General features: G+C 31.4%; 21 protein-coding genes and 4 pseudogenes. 9 read left to right on the forward strand and 16 right to left on the reverse strand.

Going from position 1 to position 23,984, the window contains the following annotated elements:
- Positions 1-20: 20 nt before the first annotated feature.
- Positions 21-1,004 (forward strand): Rpn family recombination-promoting nuclease/putative transposase, encoded by a 984-nt coding sequence (locus tag DK405_RS12480; RefSeq protein WP_109510731.1) that lies wholly within the window; start codon positions 21-23, stop codon positions 1,002-1,004.
- A 9-nt stretch (positions 1,005-1,013) separates the two neighbouring features.
- On the opposite strand, the pseudogene DK405_RS12485 reads toward DK405_RS12480, so the two are convergent.
- From DK405_RS12485 to dcd, 15 genes and pseudogenes are all read right to left on the reverse strand, one after another.
- Positions 1,014-2,769, reverse strand: a pseudogene (locus tag DK405_RS12485) (type IV secretion system DNA-binding domain-containing protein).
- A 5-nt stretch (positions 2,770-2,774) separates the two neighbouring features.
- Entirely contained in the window at positions 2,775-2,909 is a 135-nt protein-coding gene (locus DK405_RS15265; RefSeq protein WP_269459330.1) for a hypothetical protein, read from the reverse strand.
- Positions 2,905-4,792 (reverse strand): annotated as a pseudogene (locus DK405_RS12495) (conjugal transfer protein TraG N-terminal domain-containing protein); the annotation flags it as partial. The pseudogene DK405_RS12495 and the gene DK405_RS15265, both read right to left, overlap by 5 nt.
- Complete coding sequence (locus tag DK405_RS15545) at positions 4,792-5,247, reverse strand: conjugal transfer protein TraH (protein WP_331828130.1); 456 nt, start codon at positions 5,245-5,247, stop codon at positions 4,792-4,794. The pseudogene DK405_RS12495 and the gene DK405_RS15545, both read right to left, overlap by 1 nt.
- The gene (locus DK405_RS12500; RefSeq protein WP_331828131.1) at positions 5,201-6,094 is read right to left on the reverse strand and encodes a conjugal transfer protein TraH; all 894 of its coding nucleotides are present in this window, start codon (positions 6,092-6,094) and stop codon (positions 5,201-5,203) included. Before DK405_RS12500 ends, DK405_RS15545 begins: the two co-directional genes overlap by 47 nt.
- Positions 6,091-6,789, reverse strand: a complete 699-nt coding sequence (locus tag DK405_RS12505) for a conjugal transfer protein TraF (RefSeq protein ID WP_064613179.1) — start codon at positions 6,787-6,789, stop codon at positions 6,091-6,093. The genes DK405_RS12500 and DK405_RS12505 overlap by 4 nt, the downstream gene beginning before the upstream one ends.
- Positions 6,786-7,958 (reverse strand): conjugal transfer protein TraN, encoded by a 1,173-nt coding sequence (locus tag DK405_RS12510; protein ID WP_081420666.1) that lies wholly within the window; start codon positions 7,956-7,958, stop codon positions 6,786-6,788. Before DK405_RS12510 ends, DK405_RS12505 begins: the two co-directional genes overlap by 4 nt.
- Positions 7,959-7,996: 38 nt before the next feature.
- Positions 7,997-8,327 (reverse strand): annotated as a pseudogene (locus DK405_RS12515) (hypothetical protein).
- 232 nt (positions 8,328-8,559) lie between these two features.
- Entirely contained in the window at positions 8,560-8,946 is a 387-nt protein-coding gene (locus DK405_RS12520) for a hypothetical protein (RefSeq protein ID WP_064613177.1), read from the reverse strand.
- A pseudogene (locus DK405_RS12525) lies at positions 8,943-9,495 on the reverse strand (TraE/TraK family type IV conjugative transfer system protein). Before DK405_RS12525 ends, DK405_RS12520 begins: the two are co-directional and overlap by 4 nt.
- On the reverse strand, positions 9,495-9,830 hold the full coding sequence (locus tag DK405_RS12530; protein ID WP_064612973.1) for a hypothetical protein: 336 nt from the start codon (positions 9,828-9,830) through the stop codon (positions 9,495-9,497). The pseudogene DK405_RS12525 and the gene DK405_RS12530 overlap by 1 nt, the downstream one beginning before the upstream one ends.
- Before the next feature lie 188 nt (positions 9,831-10,018).
- The gene (locus DK405_RS15270) at positions 10,019-10,276 is read right to left on the reverse strand and encodes a tyrosine-type recombinase/integrase (protein WP_269459329.1); all 258 of its coding nucleotides are present in this window, start codon (positions 10,274-10,276) and stop codon (positions 10,019-10,021) included.
- A 49-nt stretch (positions 10,277-10,325) separates the two neighbouring features.
- Entirely contained in the window at positions 10,326-10,982 is a 657-nt protein-coding gene (locus DK405_RS15275; protein WP_269459352.1) for a phage integrase central domain-containing protein, read from the reverse strand.
- Between the two features lie 985 nt (positions 10,983-11,967).
- Positions 11,968-12,450, reverse strand: coding sequence for a protein-export chaperone SecB (gene secB, locus DK405_RS12540; protein ID WP_045912150.1), 483 nt, complete (start codon positions 12,448-12,450; stop codon positions 11,968-11,970).
- Between the two features lie 41 nt (positions 12,451-12,491).
- The gene (gene dcd / locus DK405_RS12545; RefSeq protein WP_045912151.1) at positions 12,492-13,058 is read right to left on the reverse strand and encodes a dCTP deaminase; all 567 of its coding nucleotides are present in this window, start codon (positions 13,056-13,058) and stop codon (positions 12,492-12,494) included.
- A 601-nt stretch (positions 13,059-13,659) separates the two neighbouring features.
- On the opposite strand from dcd, the gene DK405_RS12550 reads away from it, so the two are divergent.
- Entirely contained in the window at positions 13,660-14,940 is a 1,281-nt protein-coding gene (locus DK405_RS12550; RefSeq protein WP_045912152.1) for a porin, read from the forward strand.
- A 178-nt stretch (positions 14,941-15,118) separates the two neighbouring features.
- Here the strand turns inward: DK405_RS12550 and frr are convergent, their stop codons facing one another.
- Entirely contained in the window at positions 15,119-15,682 is a 564-nt protein-coding gene (frr, locus tag DK405_RS12555; protein WP_011945174.1) for a ribosome recycling factor, read from the reverse strand.
- Positions 15,683-15,961: 279 nt separating this feature from the next.
- Here frr and nuoG point away from each other — a divergent pair, with 279 nt between their 5' ends.
- Genes nuoG through DK405_RS12590 form a run of 7 tightly spaced genes read left to right on the forward strand, consistent with a single transcriptional unit; the run spans position 15,962 to position 23,968 of the window.
- Positions 15,962-18,001, forward strand: coding sequence for an NADH-quinone oxidoreductase subunit NuoG (gene nuoG, locus DK405_RS12560; RefSeq protein WP_045912153.1), 2,040 nt, complete (start codon positions 15,962-15,964; stop codon positions 17,999-18,001).
- A gap of 56 nt (positions 18,002-18,057) precedes the next feature.
- A complete protein-coding gene (nuoH, locus tag DK405_RS12565) occupies positions 18,058-19,101 on the forward strand; it encodes an NADH-quinone oxidoreductase subunit NuoH (protein WP_012462049.1) in 1,044 nt (347 codons plus the stop codon).
- A gap of 57 nt (positions 19,102-19,158) precedes the next feature.
- Positions 19,159-19,638: an NADH-quinone oxidoreductase subunit NuoI gene (gene nuoI / locus DK405_RS12570; protein ID WP_041621568.1), complete on the forward strand. Its 480-nt coding sequence runs from the start codon at positions 19,159-19,161 to the stop codon at positions 19,636-19,638.
- Positions 19,639-19,641: 3 nt separating this feature from the next.
- Positions 19,642-20,250, forward strand: coding sequence for an NADH-quinone oxidoreductase subunit J (locus DK405_RS12575; RefSeq protein ID WP_045912154.1), 609 nt, complete (start codon positions 19,642-19,644; stop codon positions 20,248-20,250).
- On the forward strand, positions 20,234-20,557 hold the full coding sequence (gene nuoK / locus DK405_RS12580; RefSeq protein ID WP_011945179.1) for an NADH-quinone oxidoreductase subunit NuoK: 324 nt from the start codon (positions 20,234-20,236) through the stop codon (positions 20,555-20,557). Before DK405_RS12575 ends, nuoK begins: the two co-directional genes overlap by 17 nt.
- 3 nt (positions 20,558-20,560) lie before the next feature.
- On the forward strand, positions 20,561-22,468 hold the full coding sequence (gene nuoL, locus DK405_RS12585; protein WP_045912155.1) for an NADH-quinone oxidoreductase subunit L: 1,908 nt from the start codon (positions 20,561-20,563) through the stop codon (positions 22,466-22,468).
- Positions 22,469-23,968: an NADH-quinone oxidoreductase subunit M gene (locus tag DK405_RS12590; RefSeq protein ID WP_045912156.1), complete on the forward strand. Its 1,500-nt coding sequence runs from the start codon at positions 22,469-22,471 to the stop codon at positions 23,966-23,968. It abuts the gene before it with no gap.
- The last annotated feature ends 16 nt before the right edge of the window (positions 23,969-23,984 follow it).

Below are 23,984 nucleotides of genomic sequence, written 5' to 3' on the forward strand. Positions count from 1 at the left end.
AAACTATAGAGTGAAAAAATATGACAAAACAATTAAAGCATGATTCATTGGCAAAGACAATCATGAGCGATCCAGTTGCTGCACAAGAATTTCTAGAGTATTATTTACCAAGCGATTTCAAGAGTTTAATAGATTTATCACAAATAAAAGTAGAGCAAGAGAGTTATATAGAAGAATCGTTAAAGAAAAAATACAGCGATATTGTCTATAGAGTTGCCACCAAAAAACATGGCAATGCTTTTATTTATATATTAATCGAAGCTCAATCAACCGTCGATTATTGGACAGCTCTGCGGTTATGGAGATACACATTGTTATTGTGCGAAAGGCATAAGAAAGAAAAAACTAAATTACCATTAGTGTATAATTTAGTGATCTACAACGGCAAAGAGGTCTACAACGCACCTAGGAATTTGTGGGATTTATTTACCGATTCAATGATAGCTAAGCAATTAATGACCTCCGACTATCAATTAGTTGATTTGCAAAGTATGTCGAATGATGAAATTGTTAGGAAAAAGCATATCGGAATGCTCGAATATATGCTAAAGCACATTCATCAACGAGATATGTTAAAGCTTTGGGAAGACTTTCTAATAAAGTTCAAACATGTTTTAATACTTGATAAAGAAAAATGTTATGTTTACCTAAGATCATTTTTATGGTATACTGATACTAAATTACTAGAGAGTCAGCAACCAGAATTAGAGCAGGTTCTGGCTAAGTATTTATCTGAAGAAGAAAAAAGTAATATTATGAGAACTATTGCTGCAAAATATATTGATGAAGGTATAGAGATTGGTGAAACTAAAGGCAGAGCTGAAGGCAGAGCTGAAGGCAGAGCTGAAGGCAGAGCTGAAGGCATAGAGATTGGTGAAGTAAAGGCTAAACAATGGCTTGCAAGAAACTTATTAAAAGCTGGCTTTTCAGTTGAATTTATTTCTGAAAATACTGGATTGTCAAAAGAAGAAGTGATTAATTTAAAAAATAACATAGAGTATTAATTTTTCGAATTAATACTCTACTAACTTAAGTTTTTTGAGCAATTTATATTCACAAACAAAAGCTGTATTTAAGTTTTGTAGCTGCATAGTTAGTTTTGTGATAGGAAAGTTACCGGCAAGCTTTACATAACATGTAAGGTCTGGTAGGTTCATAATTTCAGATGGCATAACTAAAATCTTTTTACGCTCAACATTATTCATATTTACCCCATCTCGCATAGTATTTGATCCATATGACAAGTTCTCTTGAGTTTCAATAATTTCTTGCTCACCTAGTGTTAATGCTGATTTATAAGCTGTAACCTGATCGCTAACTCGAAAAATAAATTTACTATTAAACAAATCCAGCATAGAAGCACATTCAGCAGCCCCATATATTGCTTCTAATTGATGAATATTCTGCAATCCAGCAACAAAGCAGCCTCCATACTTTCTACTTTCAGCTAAAGCAACTGGTAAAGACGAAACTTTTTGTAGAGCTGGAAGTTCATCAAGTATAAACCACATGTTTTTGTTATCATGATTAGGATTTCTACACATCAAAGCCTTGATAGCTATGCTTATCCAGGCTGAAATAAGTGGGCATAAAGTAGCTCTTTGATTTGGGTTAGCTGTGATAAATAGCCAGCTAGTTTCATTTGAATTACTAAACCATTCTTTTATGCTAAAACTACCTCCAGGCTTTAAATATTGTAGCGAAGTAATATTCTTTCCAAGCGTAGACTGAATTCCTGCAGAAGTTTCGAGCGCGCTTTCACTTATAATACCTGATACAGCAGTGTTTCTAAAAGCTTTTGCAAATTGTCTATTATCAGAGTAAATGATTGTATGAATTAGTTTTATGATATCTTTATCATCCTTATATAGCTTCAACGCTTCAGACAAGACTAATTCAGCATTTTTAGCAAAAAAGTCATCAAGTTTAGGAGTATAATTACTAAAACTACTAGCTATATCATGAAAATCAGCTGCTTCAAAACAATCATTCCAAGGCAACCATTGTTCACTATTTTTTTCTAAAGGATTAAGCAGTTTATCACATTTAGGATCAAAAAATCTATCAGTAAAAGCTCCAGTTGTGTCTACAATGATTGCTCGATCTTTGTGTAATCGAATTTGTGGCAGCAGTTCATTAAGCATATTAGTTTTACCAGTACCTGTTGTTCCAGTAATAAGAATATGTAGTCTTTCACTATTCTTTACTAATGGCAAGCCTCCAAAACGGATTTTCGAGGCCTTTTTAGCGCTTTTTAGCATTTTAGATAGGGCATTTGCACTCTACAAAATCAGCACCTCTAATTTTGGCCTTAATAATCGTGTTTTTGCCTTGAGCAGTAAAGAAAACAATTGAGATTATCACACCAATAGTAAAAACAATTAATCCTTCTAACAATGCTGAATTGATTAAGAATTCCCATAATTGCTGTATTTTAAATCCATGTTTGCCTGTATAAAACTCATGCAAAAAGTCTTGAGCATTGAGGTGCATCCATTTTTTAAACCTTAAACTATAAAACTTAATGCCTATTTGATCGATATCATAAAAATGCTCACCAATTGCTAGCTTAAGCTGCACATATCTTTCAATTGCAAAATAATACAAGCTGCTCAGAAAAACTTTTTGATATAATCGACATATAATCCAGAATATCGATAATCCTAATCCAATTATAAAAACGTTGGTACTACCTTGCCCAAACATTCTTAACTTATGGGCAAATAACTGCGAGCCCCTGGTGAAATTTCCTTGATTTTGAAAATTCATCTATCTCAAGAGTATTTTTTCAATATCTGTAGTTTTTGCTCATACTCTTTTACTCCAGTAAAATTCTTCAATTCTGTTAACCTTTTTAACATTGTTTCATGTTCTGCAATGATATTTAGTATTAAATCACCACACCCCACCTCCAGCACTAGTACTAGTACTACTACTTTTACTGTGGCTAGTACCTGTATACTCAGTAGTAGCAATGCTACTAGAACCAACCTTCTGCAGAGCTTGGTATTCACTCTCAGTTAGACCTATATACAGAGCTTCATCATGAGTTATCCTGTCGGCTATTTCCATGGTAATGGAGTTTCCTGTTGAAATAAGATTGGACTCTTTTTTTTGTCAGTGAATCAAGATTGCTCTGTGAACGGATAAACTGGTTTTGATATCCAGATTGTAGCAGTGCAGAAGAGCGGTAGTTATCTAATAATAAATCTACGTTTTTATTTATAATTTGTCGACCATCATCCGTTGTAGTGACTTTTATACTACCATCATTGATAATAGCAGCCATATGTAATGAAGGAGCTAGGTTTTGTTGAGAAATAGTTCTATTGCCTATGCTGTAATTATCCATACTCAAGTTATTGTCGACTATATTACTTCCTAAGCTGCTAGCAACTTGTATAGGAGAGAACTGGCTGGCTAAGTTAGCTGTAGCATGAGCGCAAGCTTTTATCACTGACCAAGAAAGCATTGGTATTGATGATGCAAGCATTTGAAACGTCGCATAGCTATATAAAATCATCTCTGCAAAGCTTCCTTGCGATAGCATATTCAGACCATAATCACTACCGAAAGCTCCAGATTTACTGGATAAGCTGATCATTCCTAGACAATGGATTATTGTAAAAAATACTGGCCAGCTGCTGACCCATATTATTAATAGAATCCATGTTTTGAGTATGTTGTAACCACCAGGCAGTAAGCCCATTGGAAATACAATAAAGATCATTGAAACTACTAATGCAAAAAAAACAGATTGTAAAATAGGCATCATGTGAGCAGCCATTTCCCCAGCGACTAGATACGAAAATGATTGTTGAAAGAGCCCTCTGATTGCATGCATACTCACCAGATTAGGATAAATTCGTGATAATGAAAACTTCTCACGCCAGTCATCATATGACTCACGATTAGCATTAAGTAGCATAGCTTGCTTCATCCATTCATGAATGTCTTGTTGCTCTCTCTGTAAATATTTTAGTGTGTCGCCAGTCATGACTTTTAGTCTTTGACTTAACATGCTTGACTGATCAGATTGAACTCCAATCGCTGCTGCGAACTTTGTTAGAAGCCCTTCATTTAATTCTTTATGAATTGCTGCTTTAATCAATGGAGTAGCTTGTCTGCATGTCTTGAAACTAATACCTAAATTACTAGGCTCACGATAATAAATACCGAAATTATTAGGTATATTCTGCTCGATAAATCCTATAATGTCATTAGTTTGTTGAGCAGCTGCTTTTTTGCCTAGAATATTACCTATGATGTAAGGCTTCATAAAGCATTGTCTAAGAAATTCCTTAGTATTAGTTAAAGTTACTGGATCATGTATTTGCACATCTCGAATCTTAGCTACAGCCTTTGCTCCAAACATAATACCAGTTTTTCTGCTTGATAGTCCTTCATAAGCCGGTAAAAGATGATTTTCCAACATTTTGGACACAAAGTAACTCGTTTGCGATGAAAGAGAAGCAAACATTGCAATACCTATCGGAATATTATCAACTTTTACTGGTGCACTCATTGATACCTCATCCTTCAGCCAAACAGTAGCTTTGGGGGCAAATAACAGCGTAAAAATAAATATCGATGGAAAGAACCACTCCATAGCAAAGATGCCGATATTTCCTCTAAAAATAGCCCTAGTAGCAGCCCATATGCCACCAATAGTCAAGGCTAAGTGTCCTACTGGAGTGAAGTATTCGCTATTTGAAGCAAAGACTCTGCCTATGCCGTTAAACACATGCCATAACAGATCTCCACCACCAAATGTGTATATTACGTAATCCATTAACTTTTCTCCTTCGCTATTAAATGCTGCTCTATTAATCTAGCCCTTTTATCTATTCGACTTGCATCTGTTTGTAGGCTAGTCCATTTTTCATTTGCAAAAAGTTGAACTCGATTTAATTCCTTCAAATATCTTTCTAAATGTTCATTCGAAACTTGCTTAGCACCTAGTGAAGTAACGGCTCTACGTATTTCGGTGATTACTTCCTTCAAATGCTGAACTAATGTATAGCTAGCTATTAATTCTGATGAGATCTCTAAAATTGTGACTCCAGAAATAGCTTCTAATATGATATAATCATAAATTGGGAATATATCTCCAATCGAAGATAAAAAGGCTATTTCATGGTCACTAAATTCAGTATTCTTACCAAATTTAATTTTTAGATTAGTCAATTGTTGTTTAGCTTTACCTGCATAAGATTTCTCTGGTGATATTGTGATATTTCGTCGCAAGCGTTGAATGCAAGCAACTGACATTATCACAACTGTAAATCGAGGCTGATTCTCCGCCTTTTAAATGACTAATCCAACTTTTTTCATCCTGAGCTAATGAGTCATAAAAGTGTACATTATTGTTTGTAACCACGATAGTGCCAGTCATAGACATGATTGAATCACGCATATTTGATGGTATTCCAACCTTCGCTGCTGCTTTAGTGAAGATGTTATAATCATCAAGCATTAACTCTGAATCCTTATTTTGTGCTTGTCGCAGAGCTTGTTTTTGGGCTAAATCATTACGACATTTTTTACCAGCAGCAAAATAATCAAACCCGCTGTGTGACTGTATATCACGGCAAACAGCTTCTCTCATAGCCCAGTTCTTTGGTAAAGCTGTAGCAAATAATGCTTTTGTTAATTCGCAATCTCCCTTAGCAAATTGATTCATCTCCATTGCTAGATTACGTAAGTCCTTGAGAGCGTTCTCAATCTGTGGAGCAAATGTTTTTAATCCTAATGAAAATGCATAAACTTTAGCTTGAGAACCAATATTCTTCATTAGTTGAACTAATTCTTCTCCAGAAATAACAGAGAAACTACCAAGATAGGCGTCAATACCGCTACAGCTCATGTTTAAAGATGGTGGAGTTATAGCAAATGGCTGAAAGGATGTTTGGCTTGTTCTGGCAGATAATCCGCCAGCCGCATAATATCCAGCCGCTTGATTCTGATATGATCCAGATCTAGTAACATTAACACTCATTCCTTGAAATACGTTTTCGATATTCCAAGCCAGTGATACTGGAGCTTGTAGCGAAAATAATGCTGCAATAACATAAACTCTAATTCTGATGCTCATCTAGTCTCCAACTTATGATAATATCTATCGATTGCTAGAATATTGTCGATAATTTTATTCTCAGAGATTATGCCTCTAGCTACTGCATATATTTTTTTACCATCGCTAGCTACTAGGTATAACACAGGTACAATATGCTTAGGATTTAGTTTATTAAGCAACTCATTATTCTTACTGACAGCTAGCAACTGAAATGCATATTTATTAGCAAAGCTCTGAACAATAGGCATAAAGGCCTTACAGAGCAAGCAATCTTGTTTAACTTGCAGAATCAAGTCCCAGTTTTTAGCAATGTTTTTGAGTTTTGAGTCGTTTTTCTGCTCTGATTTTTCTTGATATAGCTTTCTATGTAAGCTATTAGATGGCTCATGATCATTAATCAGTTGATAATCAAGTAGAGTAGCTAGTTGCCACATAGTAGCAAACTTATGCGCCTTCTCCATGATTTGCTTCTGCAATCTTTGGGCTGTAATTACATTTTCGAGCGTTGGATTATCAAGCGCTATACGCTGAGCTCGATTAAATTGCTCCTTTAATTCCTCGATTCTATGATCATGGGCCAAATTTATCAACTTAGAAGTAGAGTCATCAGGCTCATGACCATGTTTATCATTATACCATAGAAATCCTGTTGGTGAAGCATCAACAGTGGATAAATGACTAATTAATATCATAACCATTAGTAATCTGCTCATTTAGACTGACTTTGTTGCATACGATGAACTTTATCTTTGATTCCTGCAATAATGTCTTTGTTCATGCTGTTTTGAGCCTTAGTGAGTATATCACCAAATAGTTCATCCATATTGATTTTAGTGAAATCAACTTTTTGTAATTCCTTAACAGTAAGGCCTCTACACTTTGGACATTCAGGTGTACCAAAGTTCATTTTTAGCTGTTTTCTTGCTTCTTCCTGAAAAATTCTTGCCAGTTTCGACTGAAAGCAGCAATAAGTAGACTTTCTGGCTAAGCAAATACCTAATATCGGAATTCTTGAAGAACAGTAGGTACCGATATAGTAGCAGTAACCTTTTTTTCTATATAGAGCTAATTCTTGTTCCTTAGATTTGCATTGCGATAAGCCTATATCACGCCCCCAGCCAGTCATTGAAGAGCAGCAATTCAAAAAACTAAATATGTCTTTTTTGCATTTTCGATGTTTTCCTGAAAATACAGAAACGGGATTTGTTTTAATGTCTTTGCTCATCTGATTTAGCATTGCTAGATGAGCTACTTTAGCTATATCCCTGTTTGGTATAATAGTCGGAGTGTTGCAATTGCCTCCTAAACAAAAGATTGAGTTATTACGCAATGATGAGTGTAGCATTGTTTGCTTCTCAGTTGAACAGCTATAATCGTGCTGCCATAGTAAACAAATATTTGCTACTGATTTTTTGCAAGTGCTGTTTTTTAATTCGCAATTTTGAATTTTAAGGTGTTTGCAACCATCTTTTGGATCGCTAGTACAAGAAAAAACAATCTTTTGTTTCCAATATGGACGATTGACTTTAAACTTGTCAAAAAATACTCTATCACCACCATCATATTTGACTTCATTAAGTATTTCTTCTGTCCATTTTGCTCTCAAATCTACAGCTTGTTCTATTCCAGAAATCGCTTCTCTTGACTCACGATTTTCAATAAAAATTATAGATTCTTTCGTTTTGCCACTTTCAGATAAAAAATACGAAACAACCATTATTGTGATGCTTATAAAAGTTAAGGCAATTACTGGCTTTCTACGAATGATATTTGTTAATTCTGATAACTTGCTATTAGACCTAACAGATTCAGCCTTTGGTTTATCATTTAGCTCTAAATCTTCTTCTTTTGTATTATTATTGTCTGAATTGTCCTGTTCCACTATTCCTCCGCTTTTTGAATGTTAATGTTTCTACCTTATCAATTAATTTTCATACCACTGGCAATTCACTAGGTAAAAGCCTAAAATAACACCAATTGCTACCATTACTCCTGCAAGCTTTATATTCCCTCGTGCTACAGCCCAAATCGATGATAAAATAGTTGCGCTTGATATACCTATTGTTTTTAGTTTTCCACTAAAAAGTCCGTCTATTTTATTAAGCTGCCCTTCAAGAGTATCAGCTAATCCTGGCTCAAAAGAAAAAACACAAGCAGTAATTATAATTAACAGTCCTACAACTACATTATTCCACTGTATTCCAAATGTAGGTTTTAGCATATTTAGTCGAGATTTTTGATATATGAACATTGTTATTGCTTATTAGTAAATTTTGCATTATTCTCCTAGTGCTAGTGAATTCCATGATCAATGAAATTTTACTTTGAAGTGGTTTTAATAAGCTTGATTCAGAGCGGGCAAGTCTTTGAAGTAAAAACTAGCACTTTAAGCCAGTTTTATTTTTTTCTTAGTATTTCTACTTTGTTTTTTAGAAAGTTTTGCTGTTAATTCTTTTGTATTAAGGTCATTACTGAACAAATTGTTATTGTTTTGAATTATCCTTTTCCTCTATTTTTGTAGCAGCATTAACAAGCATTACAGGGTTTGGAGTTTTTGGAGTAAAAGTTGACATTAAATCTTGAATTGTTTTATATTTTCCTATTACCATTAAATAAACTTTGTTTTCTTCTGCTCGTGGAGCAATAAACAAACATCCAGACTCATGAACTATACCTTCAACTGTGTTTTGAGGGTACATAAGAATATCATTAATTTTTTCATCTTTAAGATTAATTCTTGTTGGCCCACTATCAGAAATCTCAAGCTTAAGCAGCTCATCATCTTCTAACTCATATTCTACCGCATATATATTATTAACGTTGACTAAAGCAATAAGCCCTATCATAAATCTCAAAACTCTAATACTCATTTTTTTATTCCATTCTCTTTAACACCAGTCAATAACAAAAGGTAATTAGGAGTTCGCTTGTAAGTCAAAAGGTAAGTCTTATCGACAGCTATATGTTTACTATCGCTAAACCAATAACGAAGCGTTCCACTAATTAATACTCCATTCATTTATCACTTCAACCTTCTTTAGAAAAAAAGAGTGAAGACACATTTGAGCCTTTAACAAATTGCAAATGATTCTGAAAAAAATTTTTAAAGATTCAGTATTACTGAATACCACTTTCATGTCTGCTATTTGTCTTTCTACCTCATTTGGAGAAGTAGTAAATAAGAGTTTCATCACATAAATTGCCAATTCCTTTAAATAGGTTTCATGGTAATTTTTTGATGAAAACGTCATTTTACGATCAGGCTCCATTGCTGGAATTAATAACCACTTTTCTTCTTTGGTAATTACAGCCATTATCGCAATTATATTAGCTGCAGCTAGCAATATAGTTACTGAAAGTAAGCATTTATTATATTTAACAAGCTCTTGTATAGCATTTTGCTTAAAGAGATGATTCATTATTTGCCAACTTTTTTGCCCAGAAGTCTTGAATATCCTAATGGAGCTGGCAATAAACCTTTAGCTACTAAAAAACTTTTTAGCAAAAAATTCTCCGATACCTTCTTAAATTTCTTAAAGCAATAACATAGAGCAATTCCTCCAACCATAAATGCTAGGCCTAATTTAGCATACCTACTGTTTAGTAGTACAATTCCTGGAGCTACTCCAGCTAGCACTACTCCCCATTCATCAATGCTCAAACCCATATACTTCAATGGCCTCGATAATGCCCAACATAATTTTTGATTTTGCATAATAACCTTCAGCTGCAATTTTAGCATGAGATTTCTCATTCTGCTACTATAATGTTTAAATTAACTAAATATCTTCAAACGCAGATTTTACCTGTGATAATTAGTTTTCATATATGCATTTCTTCTCATGCTAAGTTTCATGTTATTTCAGTATTTATTTCAAATATCAATTCTTGAACAGTCGCTTATCATTTGTGTTACCTTAGACATATATTGCCTTACTGGCTCTAAACAACTTTGGTATAAATACTCGTTGATTTTATGTCACTATGATTCAATGCTGCACTAATTATATACTGACCTGCGCCTTCATCTGCCATACAACTTGCAAATGTCCTTCTTAGATCGTGTATCCTTAAATTTTTTATGCCTGCCTTTTTACAAATCTTATACCATCCTCTATAAGGATATTCCAAGTGCCCGCTTTTGCTTTTATCAGTTGATAGCACCCATTTACTTTTAGATGTTAATTTCCTTGCTTGCAATATTTCTATTATCTCATCTGTTAATGATATATTTTGCGCCTTTCCGTTCTTAGTTTTTTGGTATATGCCATATTTTTCTTTTAAAATCTATATTGTCCCATTCCATCTCCAACACATTACTTTTTCTAGCTCCAGTATATAACGCTAGTAATGCAAAATCTCTTATCAATGGAGTTGCTTCTCTACATAATACGTGTAAAAATTTACTCATTTCATCGTAACTTAGACGTCTTTCTCTTGCTTGCATTTTATGTTTATCTATTTTTAGTGTAGGATTTCTGTCTATTAATTCCAATTTTATTGCCTTATTAAATATACTGCTTAAGGTTATTAGAAATTGATTTGCTGTCGCATATTTTCCATCTTTGCTGATATCATTGAATATTTGTTCAATATCATTACTTTTAATATCACTTATCTTTTTTAAAAATAACGGTTTCGCATAATTATGTATTCTTGCAGTATCTTTCTGCCAGTATATAGTATATATTTTGGCATACTCTTCAATATACTTATAACACAGCTCTTTTATCCCTTCTTTTCTAAATTTTTTTTCAAAAGACCATGTTTTTCTTCCTGTAAGTGATATTCTTAGTTGAAGTCCTGGTTCAATTTTATCCTTGATGGTTGATGTTCTTTCAGTAGGAATTTTTATTTTTCTTATTAACTTATCTGTTAACTTTAATGTTAATGTTATTGATTCCATAATTATACCATAGATTAATTGCATATTAATTCATATTACAATTACCTAAACAAGTTATCTATATTATTCTCTTTATTTGAATAAAATTTTTATACTAATTTATTTATAACATACCTGACTTCCAAACTGCTTTATCAACCTTAGGTTGGTATATATTTTTCATCCATCATCTTAACCTTTAGATTGAAAATTGCCCCCAATTTCCTGATTTTTTTTTCTACCTATTTTCTACCTTTCGCATTAATTTTTTTGTTATATTGACAAATATTCCAAATATATTTATAGTTAAAGTTGAAGATTAATTATAAATACTAATAAAAGTTAACATAAGTTAATAGTAGGTTATATAAAGTGTAGAAGTTAATAAAAATTAACATTTTTTCTTCTTTGTATTTGATATGTCTTTGCAGCTTTATTATTAGGCAATGTTATTACAAATAATATTACCACTATTAGCTATAATTATTGGATACTATAGGTCACATTTTTCATCTCCTGAAATATAGCTATAGTAGGTGGTTTAGAAAAAAAATTTTATCCAAAAGATTGAAAATAATTATAAAATAACTCTTATGTAAAACCTATATACATTTTTATACTGATACTATCTGCTGTATAAAACCAATTTTGCCTATAGACAAGGTTTAAGTATAAACTTGTTCAACAGAAAATTGGACTTAAAGAGTTGAGCCTTATGATACCAAAGTACCACGTACAGTTCTTATGTGAAGGGGATAATGGAAATATTTTTTTTTGTAAGACATTTAATGTGAAAAAAGCTATTAAACTAGAAGATTTTTTATTTAATTAACTAGAGAGCTTATATAATAGATATGTTATGCTATTATAGAGTAAGTATTATAATCATAGTTAGATAAAATTCAAAGCTCTGCTATTATAGCAGTTAAAAAACTTAAAAAACAATGAAAACTATGCAAAAATAAATATTTTGGATGCTATAAAATAAGCATAAAATGTCTGTAAATTATTGCTTATTACTTACATCAAACTCTGGTTTGATTAATTCCTGCTGATTGTTAGTAGTTTGTGTGTTTGATATAATCTCAGCAAAGTCTATATAATCAATCATTAAAGGTAAAAATCCGCCTTTCTGAGTTGATTCAGAAATAATTTGTCGTACATAAGGGAAAATTATTTCTGGGCAGCGTACTGATAATATAAACTTTTTATCTTCCTCTGCTATATTAGTTATCTGAAATATTCCAGCATATACAACTTCGATATGAAATATTTTTTTATCATTACATGTAGCACTAACGTTAGTACTTAATTCTACTTCAAAATGATTGTCTTCTGATAATTTAGTAATATTTATATCTAACTTAGTGTCAATTTTAGGTTTTTCAGTTATTTTAAATAATGAGTTTATTGGATCAGGATTTTCAAATGATAAGTCCTTAACATATTGTGCTTTTACAGCTATTTTAGGTTCTGATGTTGCTACCATATTAGTTATCTTTTTTAATAGATTAATTAACTTAATTTAACTTATACTGTTGGAAGCGTTACTCCAATTTGCTTTGTATATCGCCCATATCTGTCAAGATATGAAATATTACAAGGTTGATCTCCTTTTAAAAATAAAAATTGGCATGCTCCTTCACCGGCATAAATTTTAGCTGGCAGTGGAGTAGTATTGGAGAATTCTAATGTGATATGACCTTCACATTCTGGTTCAAGAGGAGTAACATTGATAATAATGCCACAGCGTGCATATGTTGACTTTCCTATGCAAATTGCTATTACATCTCTTGGCATTTTAAAATACTCTATAGTTGTACCTAAAGCAAAGCTATTTGGAGGGATGATGCATATATCGCTTATCTTTGTAATTAGGCAATCTTGATCGAATTTTTTAGGATCAATAATTGATGGTTTTGTGTTAGTGAAAATTTTAAACTCGTTGCTAACACGAGCGTCATAACCGTACGATGATAGTCCATACGAAAGAATTTGCTGGTTATTGTGTGCTCTAACTTGCTTTTCAACAAATGGAGAGATCATATTTTCTGATTCAGCCATTTTTTTGATCCAGTTGTCTGACATTATAGACATAAATTAAAATTAACCTTGTTTAAATGTTTAAACTCAATAAACTTAAATTACATTTGAGGGAACAGTATACTTAAATTAAAAATTATACACAAGACATAAGTTTGCTTAGTAGTGTTAAGTGATAAATTTAATCACTATTCTTGTCTTGTGCTTAGATGATTAGACAAGGTTGTAAACTTTAGATGATATTGGTATTATAAAAAAACTGCCGCAAATGTATTGAAAGATCACTTTAATAAATCAAAAAAATAAATTTAGGATCAAAATTGCAATAACATAGGATACCTTGAGATTTATCAATTTTAAGCAGTTTAATTGCACCATATCCTTTTTGCTATATTTATAACAATTTTGCTGAAGTTTATGTATTATTTACATGTTTTCTGAGTATTATGAATGTTATTAAAATTATTATTATTGATAGTTTTTTGTTAAATATGTATAATAATTGGTATTCAATGTGTGAAGGTTAAGTTGATGGAGCATGTAAATAATTATAGATATATTAAGTTATGCTTCTTTCTAAGGTGGCATACAAGCATTTTTATGTTAGTGCTTGATAATATTGCTTATATTACTTTGAAATTTTTAAGGGGTAGTTATGAGAAAGTTTATTAAAGTAAATAGTATAAAATTAGTTAATGTATTGTACTTGAGTAGTGTGTTTTTTGTTAGCCATGCTTTTGCAGAGATTACTCACAAGTTTAGTGGGGCATTTAGTTTTGAAGCTGGAGTTCCTTATTACCATTTTAAGCCGCGTAGTGATAATGTTTCTGCTTATAGAAAAAATGTAGGATTATATTCAGAAGGGAATGTAAGTCTTAGTGTACAAGATGAGTTAGAGAATATAAGTTACGGTGGTAAAGTAGTATTGCATACTACTACAAAAGCTAAAGGAGCTGCATCTTTAAATGGGTCCAGGCTTTTTATAAAATCTAAAATTGGGTTAATGGAGTTTGGATCTCAGCATAGCATAGCTAAAGTGATGCAAATTAGCCCTAAGACCTGTGGAGCGATGGGAACATGGTCTAGATATGTAAAATTTCCAGAAAATTATGTATTTGCAGCTAGCAGTAGTTTACCTGTAGAATCGTTCTCAACTAATGCTGTTGGGTATTCAGGAACTGAGTCTGTAAGGAAGATATCATATTATACTCCTGAATATTATGGATTAACATTGGGCGTTTCATATATTCCTGATACTAGTAATAGTACTGGCAATGTTGGAGATGATACTACTACTAAAGCTATAGTTATAAAGTTACCAGGGTGTACCAATAGATATGTTCAATATAGATTGGTAGCAACTGATGCTTGGGTAGGTGGAATAAATTATAAACATAACTTTCAAAGCGGTTCTAGTATTAAGCTAGGTGCAGTTATAGAATATGGTAATGCTATTCCAATGAAGGTATACAATAATCCAGAATGTAAGAGTGAACATAAAATTGATGATGTTATTAATGTTAAAGATATACTAGCTTATAGTCTTGGAGTTAGCTTAAGCAAAGAGAATATTCATTGTGGAGTATCTTATAGTACATGGGGAGATAGTTTTTTCAGTGATGAGATTGTAACAAAACCTAAGAGTGATTCTTGGAGTATAGGCATTGCTTATGTAGAAGTTCCGATAGGTGTTAGTCTTGAATGGTCTTATGACACTTATGGAGATCGTAATAGTAGGCATGTTATAACTTTTGGTAGCGATTATCAATTAGCTGAAGGATTGTCAGCATACTTTGATCTTAGTTATTTTATAGCTAAGGGGAGCAAGGTATTATTAGATAATGATCCTAAAAAGACGCAGATAGCAAGTTATGATGATCAAGTCAAACCTTTTAGTGGAATATGCGGTATTCTTGGTATTAAAATTAAATTTTAATGAAGGTAAGCATCACCTTCATTAAAATTTAATACTTTGATAAAATACATATAGCAAAACTTTACTTTACTATATAAAGATTGAGCTATCTAAAATATTAGCGTTATACTAAGTGATGTAAGCTAGCAAGTGAGAGCTTTTTTAATTTTTTTTTTTAAATACAATAATTTTGAAATATTTATAAATTAATAATATCTTGTTCTTTAAGTTTAATTATTTTATCAATTTTATCACAATATTTATCTGTTAATTCCTGTATTTCTTTGCTGTATATGTGTGCTTCATCTTTTGAGCATTCGGTGTTTTGTTCCATTTGCTTAATGAGCTCTATGCCATCACGTCTAATATTTCGAACAATGATTTTGCTTTTTTCTTGATATTTATGCGCTATTTTAACTAATTCTTTTCTACGTTCTTCACTTGGAATAGGAAGCTGTAATCTGATTATTTGATTGTCATCTGAAATAATAGAAACTCCTAAATTTGCTTCCATAATTGCTTTTTTAACAGCTTTAACAAGACTTTTGTCCCATACTTGAACAAGGATAGTTTTTGTATCTGATACTGAAATTGTTGCAACTTGTAATATTGGAACTCTGCTATTATATGCTTCAACTTGTACTGGATCTAAAAAATATGCAGATGCTTGTCCAACTCTTAATCCTTTAAGATCTGCATCAAGTACTTGTAGTGCGCCGTTCATTTTTTTTGTTAATGAATTAATTAGTTCTTCATGATTCATAACGCTAATATTTATTATTAAATATCTATAAAAATAATCATATAACTCTATATTATGCAAGCAGGATAATTAATTTAAAAGTTTATTATCTTGCTAATAATTGAGTTAGAATAGTTAGAAGATGGTAATTGATATTTGTTTAGAATGCATTATGATCATTTACAGAATTAATTCAACTCAAGCGCGAATTAATTCGCGAATTCCAAGAAATTAGTTTACTGCTGAAAGCTTAAGTTCTATAATCGATAAGTGGTTATTTTATAACATATATTTATTTTAATGGTTAACCTGATAATTAATAATAAAAAAGTTAAAATTAAAGACGAAATAACAATTATTCAAGCTTGTGAGTTATTGAATATCGAAGTGCCAAGATTTTGCTATCACGAACGGTTGGCTATAGCTGGCAACTGTAGAATGTGCTTAGTTGAAATTGAAAATTCTCCTAAGCTAGTAGCTTCATGCGCAATGTCTATATCAGATGGTATGGTAATTCATACAAATTCTCCAAGAGTTGAAAAAGCTCGAAAAAGTGTTATGGAATTTTTATTAATTAATCATCCACTAGATTGTCCAGTTTGTGACCAAGGCGGAGAATGTGATTTGCAGGATCAAGCATTTAAATATGGTAGTAAAGTTAGCCGCTTTAATGAAAACAAGCGCATAGTTAAAGATAAATATATGGGGCCATTAATTGCAACTCATATGACGCGTTGTATTCACTGTACTAGATGTATTAGATTTGCTCAAGATATAGCAGGGATACCAGAAATAGGAGCAATTGGCAGAGGAGAAAATATGGAAGTGCAGACTTACTTAGAGAGAAGTATGAAATCTGAATTGTCTGGTAATGTAATTGATCTTTGCCCAGTTGGAGCATTGAATTCTAAGCCTTATGCTTATACAGCAAGAGCATGGGAATTAACATGCACTGAATCAGTTGATGTATTTGATGCTATGGGATCAAATATTAAGATAAATTCTCGTGGTTTAGAGGTAATGCGAATTTTGCCATCTTATTGTGATGAAATCAATGAAGAATGGATATCTGATAAAAGTAGATTTTCTTATGATGGATTAAAATATCAGCGTCTTGATAGACCATATATAAAAAGAAATGGCAGATTGCAAGAAGCAAGCTGGAATGAGGCTTTAGAATATATAGCTGATAAGATGAGAGAAACTCCTGGAGATAAAATGGCGGCTATTGCTGGTACTATGGCAGATTGTGAATCAATGTTTGCTCTAAAATTATTGATGCAAAATTTTAGCTGTGGTAATTTTGACACTAATCAATTTAATTATAAATGGGATATTAGCTCTCGAGGAAATTATTTATTTAATACCTCAATTGCTGGAGTTGATTTTTCGGATTTATGTTTGCTAGTTGGAGTTGATATGAATTTTTCTGCTCCAGTTCTTGGAGCAAGGTTAACAAGATTACAACGTTCGAGGAAATTAAAAATATTGAATATTGGCCCAGAAAATTATGAGCATAGGTTTAATGTAATTGACCTAGGAAATAACCCTAGTTTATTGGTTGATATTTTAAGTGGTAACCACCAAATTATAAATGAGATTAATAACGCTAAAAAACCGATGATGATTATTGGTGACTTGGCTTATGCCCGTGATGATGGTTTTAAAGTGCTTGAATTGTGTCAAAATATTGCTTACAAGTATAATTTCATTCAACAAAATTGGAATGGGTATAATATTTTACATAATCATGCTTCGACTGTTGGAGCTATTGATTTGGGGTTTATTGCAGATAGTAATAGTAAAAATGTAGCTGAAATTTTAAATAGCTGCGAACAAGGAGAAATATCATTAGTTTATTTGTTAGGTGCTGATGAGCTTGATACAAGTAAGCTAAGTAATGCTTTTGTTATTTATCAAGGGCATCATGGTGATGTAGGGGCTAACTGTGCTGATATAGTATTGCCTGGAGCAGCATATACTGAAAAAAATGCTATTTATGTTAATTTTGAGGGTAGGGCGCAATATGCTAGACAAGCAGTTTCTAAGGTAGGTTCAGCTAAAGACGATTGGTTAATTATCAAAAATATATCTGATAAAGTAAAATCTAAATTTTACTTTAAAGACCTAGATGATTTAAGAAGTCAAGCTGCTAAAGTTGCTAAATCATTAAGAAATATTGGTAATATACAAAAAAGCAGAGTAAAAAAGATTAAAAGTGATATTATATTGAATACTGAAGAAGTATTTGCTTTAAAGAAACGTAATTTTTATATTACTGATGTAATTACTAGAGTATCACCAGTTATGGCAGAATGTACAAAAGTACAAAAGGGATAATATTAGAGTTAAAGTTAAATCTTGTACATTAAATAAAAAATAATAATTATGACTATATGACTATCTGTACAGATATAATTGCAAATGGCTACGATTTAAAAACACTAATTTATAATAGTGGAGTTGTTTCAATAAAAGTTATAGCGTTAATTATTTGCTTGTTACTTGCAACAGCATATTTAACATTTGCTGAGAGAAAAGTTATTGCTTATATGCAGTTACGGGTTGGGCCTAGTTTGGCTGGCCCATTTGGATTGTTACAGCCGATAGCTGATGCTGTAAAATTAGTTTTTAAAGAGCCTATTATACCAGCAAAAGCTGATAGGAAATTGTTTATTATAGCTCCAATTATTACTTTTGTATTATCTTTATTAGGTTGGTCTGTAATTCCAATTGACCATGATATCGTTCTTTCTAGAATTCATATAGGAGGAATATTATTTATATTAGCAGTAACTTCATTAGGAGTTTATGGAATTATAATTGCTGGTTGGGCAAGTAATTCTAAGTATGCTTTTTTAGGTGCTGTAAGGTCTGCAGCTCAAATGATTTCATATGAATTAGCAATGGCACTAAGTATAGTTGCAGTACTTATTGTGACTGGAGAAATGGATTTGATTCAAATTGTTGAAGCGCAAAAAACTAGGCCTATATGGTTAACAATAATGATGCTACCATTAGCAGTTATTTATTTTATATCAATATTAGCTAAAACTAATAGGCTGCCATTTGATCTTCCAGAGGCTGAATCTGAGCTAGTTGCAGGATATAATGTTGAGTATTCTTCTATGGCTTTTGCTATGTTTTTTCTTGGAGAATATGCTAACATGATCTTGGGTAGTAGCTTAATGACCATCATGTTTTTAGGAGGATACTTGCCTCCATTTAATTTAGAGATATTAACTTTCATTCCAGGTTATATATGGTTTATATTAAAAGTATCTATGGTATTATTCTGTTTTTTATGGATACGAGCAACATTGCCACGATATAGATATGATCAATTAATGTATTTGGGATTGAAAGTATTTTTGCCGATTGTATTAGCTTGGATAATAGTAGTATCAGCTATTTTAGTATATAGTAATAACTTACCATAGCACTAGAAACTGCGCTAGACAAATAATTGGATTTAATGTAGAGAATCGAAAATGAAGATAACTAATTTTACTAAATCTTTTCTTTTGTATGAAATTATTGTTGGAATGTTTTTAACTTTGAAATATTTTTTTAAATCTAAAGTTACGATTCGTTATCCTAATGAAGTTAGCAAATTGAGCCCAAGATTTAAAGGAGAGCATGCTTTAAGACGCTATCCAGATGGTGAAGAGAGATGTATAGCATGTAAATTATGCGAAGCTATTTGTCCAGCTCAAGCTATTACTATTGAAGCAAAAGAGCAGCCGAATGGTAGTAGGCGCACTACTAAATATGATATTGATATGACTAAGTGTATATATTGCGGACTGTGTCAAGAAGCATGCCCAGTAGATGCTATTGTTGAAGGGCCGAATTTGGAATTTGCTACAGAAACTCATCAGGAATTATTGTATAACAAGGAGAAACTGTTAAGAAATGGTGATATGTGGGAACATGTAATAGCTAAAAATTTAAAAGTGGATAGTATTTACAGGTAGTTAATGTTATTTTTTTATTTATTTTCTGTTTTAGCATTACTTGGGAGTATTGGCGTTATAACAAGCAAAAATCCAGTGTATGCAGTATTGTGGTTAATATTTGTGTTCTGTAATACATCTGGATTACTAATATTACTTGGAGCAGAATTTTTAGCTTTCTTATTAGTAATAGTTTATGCCGGGGCTGTTGCAATTTTATTTCTTTTTGTAGTAATGATGTTGAATATAAAGTCTGACAATCTAGTTTTAGTGAAAACGCGTACTATTTTAAATATTCCAATTTATGTAATTATTGCTTTCATTTTTATCATTGATTTAAGCATAATTATTGTTATGTGTTTTAGCAATTACTGTCCCATACATTATGAGGAAAATAACTTAGATATTAAAGCTATTGGTAGAGTACTATATACTGAATATGCGCTACCGTTTCAGTTATCTGGAATAATATTGTTGATCGCAATGATTGGTTGCGTTGTATTAACAGTACGTAAAAGATCTGGAGTTAAAAGGCAAGATCATTACTCTCAAATTAATCGCAATAGAAATAGCAGCATTCAAGTTGTTAAAGTTGAAGTTAACAAGGGGATAGAGGATGTCGATTCTAATTAAAGAAATAGGTCTAATACATTATTTGATATTTACAACGATACTATTTGGAATTGGATTGATTGGAGTTATGCGGAATTGGTGTAGTGTAATTTTGACCCTCATGTCAATAGAGTTAATGCTATTAGCAGTTAATGTTAATTTCATAGTGTTTGCAAGTTATTATAATAATATTATAGGGCAAATTTTTAGTATAATGATATTTTCGGTAGCAGCAGCTGAATCTGCTATTGGATTAGCAATAATTGTGGTACATTTTCGTAATTGTTCTTCAATTTCAGTTAAGGATTTAAACAAATTGAAGGGATAAGATATGTTATTTTTAATTACATTATTACCGTGTTTACCTTTAATTTCAGGTGTAATTAGTAGATTAAATAATAGTTTTGCAACAAAAATAATATCTTATATAACTGTTATGTTAATTGCTAGTACTAGCTTTGCTGCAATTTTAGTTTTTTGGAATATTAGTAAGCATAATAGTGTTGAACATATAATATTATTTGAGTGGATTGAGCTGTTAAATTTTAAATCACATTGGGCTATTTACATTGATAAATTAACAGCACTAATGTTAGTCATAGTATCCTTAATTTCTACGATAGTTCATATTTATTCTATAGGTTATTTACATGACGATAAAGAATTACCTAAATTCATGTCATATTTATCTTTTTTTACTTTTTTCATGTTGATGTTAGTCTCATCAGATAATTTTTTACAGCTATTTTTTGGATGGGAAGGAGTAGGGGTAAGTTCTTACTTATTAATAGGATTTTGGTATAAAAAACATGCCGCAACAATTGCAGCATATAAAGCATTTATTGTTAATAGATTTGCTGACTGTGCGTTTCTTTTAGCAATTATTGCTATTATTTATAATTGTAACTCTGTAGAATTTAAGCCGGTATTTAGTCATGCTGAACAATTATCAAAAACAATAGTCTCAATTTTTGATATTAAAATCAGTGTTTTAGACTTAATTTGTTGTTTGCTATTTATTGGATGTATGGGCAAATCTGCTCAAATTGGTTTGCATATATGGTTACCAGATGCTATGGAAGGGCCTACTCCTGCATCAGCACTAATTCATGCTGCTACTATGGTAACAGCTGGCATATTCTTATTGGCTAGATGTTCATTTATGTTTGAATATTCTACAGCAATATTAAATCTTATTGCTATTACTGGTGGGTTTACTTGTATATTAACTTCAATAATTGCAGTTTGTCAAAATGATATAAAAAAAATCATTGCATATTCTACCTGTAGTCAATTAGGTTATATGGTAATGGCATGTGGATCATCTAGTTATAATGGAGCAATGTTTCATTTACTAACGCATGCTTTTTTTAAAGCAATGTTATTTTTAGCTGCAGGCAATGTTATACATATGACTCATCAGCAAGATTTAAATAAAATGCCGCAGCAATTGTGGAGAGTTATGTCTTATACTTATGGGTTATTTTGGTTAGGAACATTAGCAATTGTTGGAATATTTCCTTTTTCAGGATTCTATTCAAAGGATATGATACTAGAATCTGTTTATCTTACAGACAATAAATTTGTTTATTATCTGGGGATTATTGCAGTATTTTTCACAGCGATGTATTCAATTAAATTAATTATAGGAATTTTTCATCGACCTTCTTTTTCATCAACTAAACATTCGATTAAGGAAGTTTCGATAATTATGAATCTGCCGTTATTAATCTTAGCAATTGGTAGTGCTATTTCTGGATGGTATTGTTATAATATCTTAACTATTGGAAAAGTTGAATATTTTGCTAATTCATTAGTTAATAATGGAATTTTAGAAAATTCACATATTAATTGCTTGATGATAAAAATACTTCCAATTTTAGCAGGAGTATTTGGCTTAATAATTGGTGGGTTAATTTATTATTGTAAAAGTAACGTAAATATTAGCATAATCAATAGTATTAGTTCTCCAGCTAGGAACAAGTTTTATTTTGATGAAATATATAATACTTTACTAGTGAAACCCTTTAATATTGTTTCGTACTACTTAAGTATATTTGATATTAAATGCATAAATAAATTCTTAGATGATAGCGTGATATTTTTAGTGCAAAATGGGTTTTCAGGTATAAAAAAAATGCAATCAGGGTATGTATCTTACTATATACTAATAGCACTAGTTAGCATGACTGCATTTTTTACTTTAATTGTTATTAATTACTTTATAACTAGTAACTAAATGCCAATAATAGCAACTCAAAATATTCCTATATTATCAGTTTGTATTTCTTTGCCATTAAGTGCATTGATAATTTTATTGCTTATGAGATTAAGCAATTATTTTAATAAATTAGTGTATGTTAAATTCATTGCACTATTAAGTTCAGTATTAACATTACTTTGTACCATATATTTATTAGTACAATTTGATAATACTGCACATACGTATCAGTTTGTTGAATTATATTCAATATTTAAATTGATTGGGCTTAATTATCATGTAGGTGTTGATGGTATATCTATCTTCTTTATTGCTTTAACTGCTTTACTTACACTATTATCTATTGTTATTAGTATTTTTACTGTTAAGAAAAAACTGGAAGATAATTTATTATGTTTTTTATTAATAGAATCATTAGTTATCGGAGCTTTTAGCTCGATGAATTTATTGCTATTTTTCATGTTTTTTGAAGCATCATTGTTTCCAATATTTTTACTAATAGGAATTTGGGGAAGCAGCAATAGAATCTATGCTGCATTAAAGTTTTTTTTGTATAGTTTTGTTGGATCAGTATTTTTCTTGGTAGCTATTATATATATACACACATACACTGGTACACTTGAGATTGCAGAGTTATATGATCTTATGCCTAGGTTTGATATATCAGTACAAATGCTATTATGGTTAAGTATATTTGTTGCTTTTGCTATTAAAATACCTATGTTGCCTTTGCATAGTTGGTTGCCTGATGCTCACGTTGAAGCCCAAACTGGAGGTTCTGTAATGCTAGCTGGAATATTACTTAAATTGGGTGGATTTGGATTATTAAGAATATGTTTGCCTATGTTGCCAGCTGCATCACAAAAATTTAGTAGTATAGCCATGATATTCAGTGTAGCTGCTATTATTTATTTTTCTATTATAGCTTTTCAACAAATAGATATAAAAAAAGCAATTGCTTATTCTTCAATTGCTCATATGGGGTATGTTACTGTTGGTATTTTTAGCTTGAATACTTATGGAATTCAGGGAGCAATTTTTCAAATGTTAAGTCATGGATTGATATCACCAGCTTTATTTATGATTATTGGTATTTTATATGATCGAACTCATACTAGAGAAATAAGGTTTTATGGTGGTTTAGCTATTAAAATGACTAAATTAGCTAGTATTTTTATGGCAGCAGTACTTGGGTCAATAGGTGTGCCAGGTACAAGTGGATTTATTGGTGAATTTTTAGTGTTATTAGGGGCTATTACCGCATCTCCATTAATTGGAAGTTTTGCAATTCTAGGAGTGTTACTTGGGGCTGTATATATGCTTTCGCTTTATCGGCGTATTATGTTAGGAGAAATTACTAATCAAAGAGTTTATCAGTTGAATGATATTTCATTAAGTGAAAAGGTAGCTGTGCTACCTTTAATAGTAGCTATGTTTATAATAGGTGTATATCCTAAATTTGTATTAAACATTTTATTGATACCAGCTAAGAACTTAAGCAATTTATTTATTATATAAATTGTAATTGCTGTGT

It is taken from the genome of Orientia tsutsugamushi (assembly GCF_900327275.1).
GTDB classification, from domain to species: Bacteria; Pseudomonadota; Alphaproteobacteria; order Rickettsiales; family Rickettsiaceae; genus Orientia; species Orientia tsutsugamushi.

What these genes read in the sequence shown, in the direction of transcription:
- DK405_RS12500 (WP_331828131.1), bottom strand. Translation starts at nt 6,094, where the DNA reads ATGAGCATCAGAATTAGAGTTTATGTTATTGCAGCATTATTTTCGCTA.
- secB (WP_045912150.1), bottom strand. Translation starts at nt 12,450, where the DNA reads ATGGTAGCAACATCAGAACCTAAAATAGCTGTAAAAGCACAATATGTT.
- nuoH (WP_012462049.1), top strand. Translation starts at nt 18,058, where the DNA reads ATGACTATCTGTACAGATATAATTGCAAATGGCTACGATTTAAAAACA.
- nuoL (WP_045912155.1), top strand. Translation starts at nt 20,561, where the DNA reads ATGTTATTTTTAATTACATTATTACCGTGTTTACCTTTAATTTCAGGT.
- DK405_RS12505 (WP_064613179.1), bottom strand. Translation starts at nt 6,789, where the DNA reads ATGAGCAGATTACTAATGGTTATGATATTAATTAGTCATTTATCCACT.
- DK405_RS12520 (WP_064613177.1), bottom strand. Translation starts at nt 8,946, where the DNA reads ATGAGTATTAGAGTTTTGAGATTTATGATAGGGCTTATTGCTTTAGTC.
- nuoK (WP_011945179.1), top strand. Translation starts at nt 20,234, where the DNA reads ATGTCGATTCTAATTAAAGAAATAGGTCTAATACATTATTTGATATTT.
- DK405_RS12575 (WP_045912154.1), top strand. Translation starts at nt 19,642, where the DNA reads ATGTTATTTTTTTATTTATTTTCTGTTTTAGCATTACTTGGGAGTATT.
- DK405_RS12530 (WP_064612973.1), bottom strand. Translation starts at nt 9,830, where the DNA reads ATGAGAAATCTCATGCTAAAATTGCAGCTGAAGGTTATTATGCAAAAT.
- dcd (WP_045912151.1), bottom strand. Translation starts at nt 13,058, where the DNA reads ATGTCTATAATGTCAGACAACTGGATCAAAAAAATGGCTGAATCAGAA.
- nuoG (WP_045912153.1), top strand. Translation starts at nt 15,962, where the DNA reads ATGGTTAACCTGATAATTAATAATAAAAAAGTTAAAATTAAAGACGAA.
- DK405_RS12590 (WP_045912156.1), top strand. Translation starts at nt 22,469, where the DNA reads ATGCCAATAATAGCAACTCAAAATATTCCTATATTATCAGTTTGTATT.
- DK405_RS15275 (WP_269459352.1), bottom strand. Translation starts at nt 10,982, where the DNA reads ATGGAATCAATAACATTAACATTAAAGTTAACAGATAAGTTAATAAGA.
- DK405_RS12480 (WP_109510731.1), top strand. Translation starts at nt 21, where the DNA reads ATGACAAAACAATTAAAGCATGATTCATTGGCAAAGACAATCATGAGC.
- DK405_RS12550 (WP_045912152.1), top strand. Translation starts at nt 13,660, where the DNA reads ATGAGAAAGTTTATTAAAGTAAATAGTATAAAATTAGTTAATGTATTG.
- frr (WP_011945174.1), bottom strand. Translation starts at nt 15,682, where the DNA reads ATGAATCATGAAGAACTAATTAATTCATTAACAAAAAAAATGAACGGC.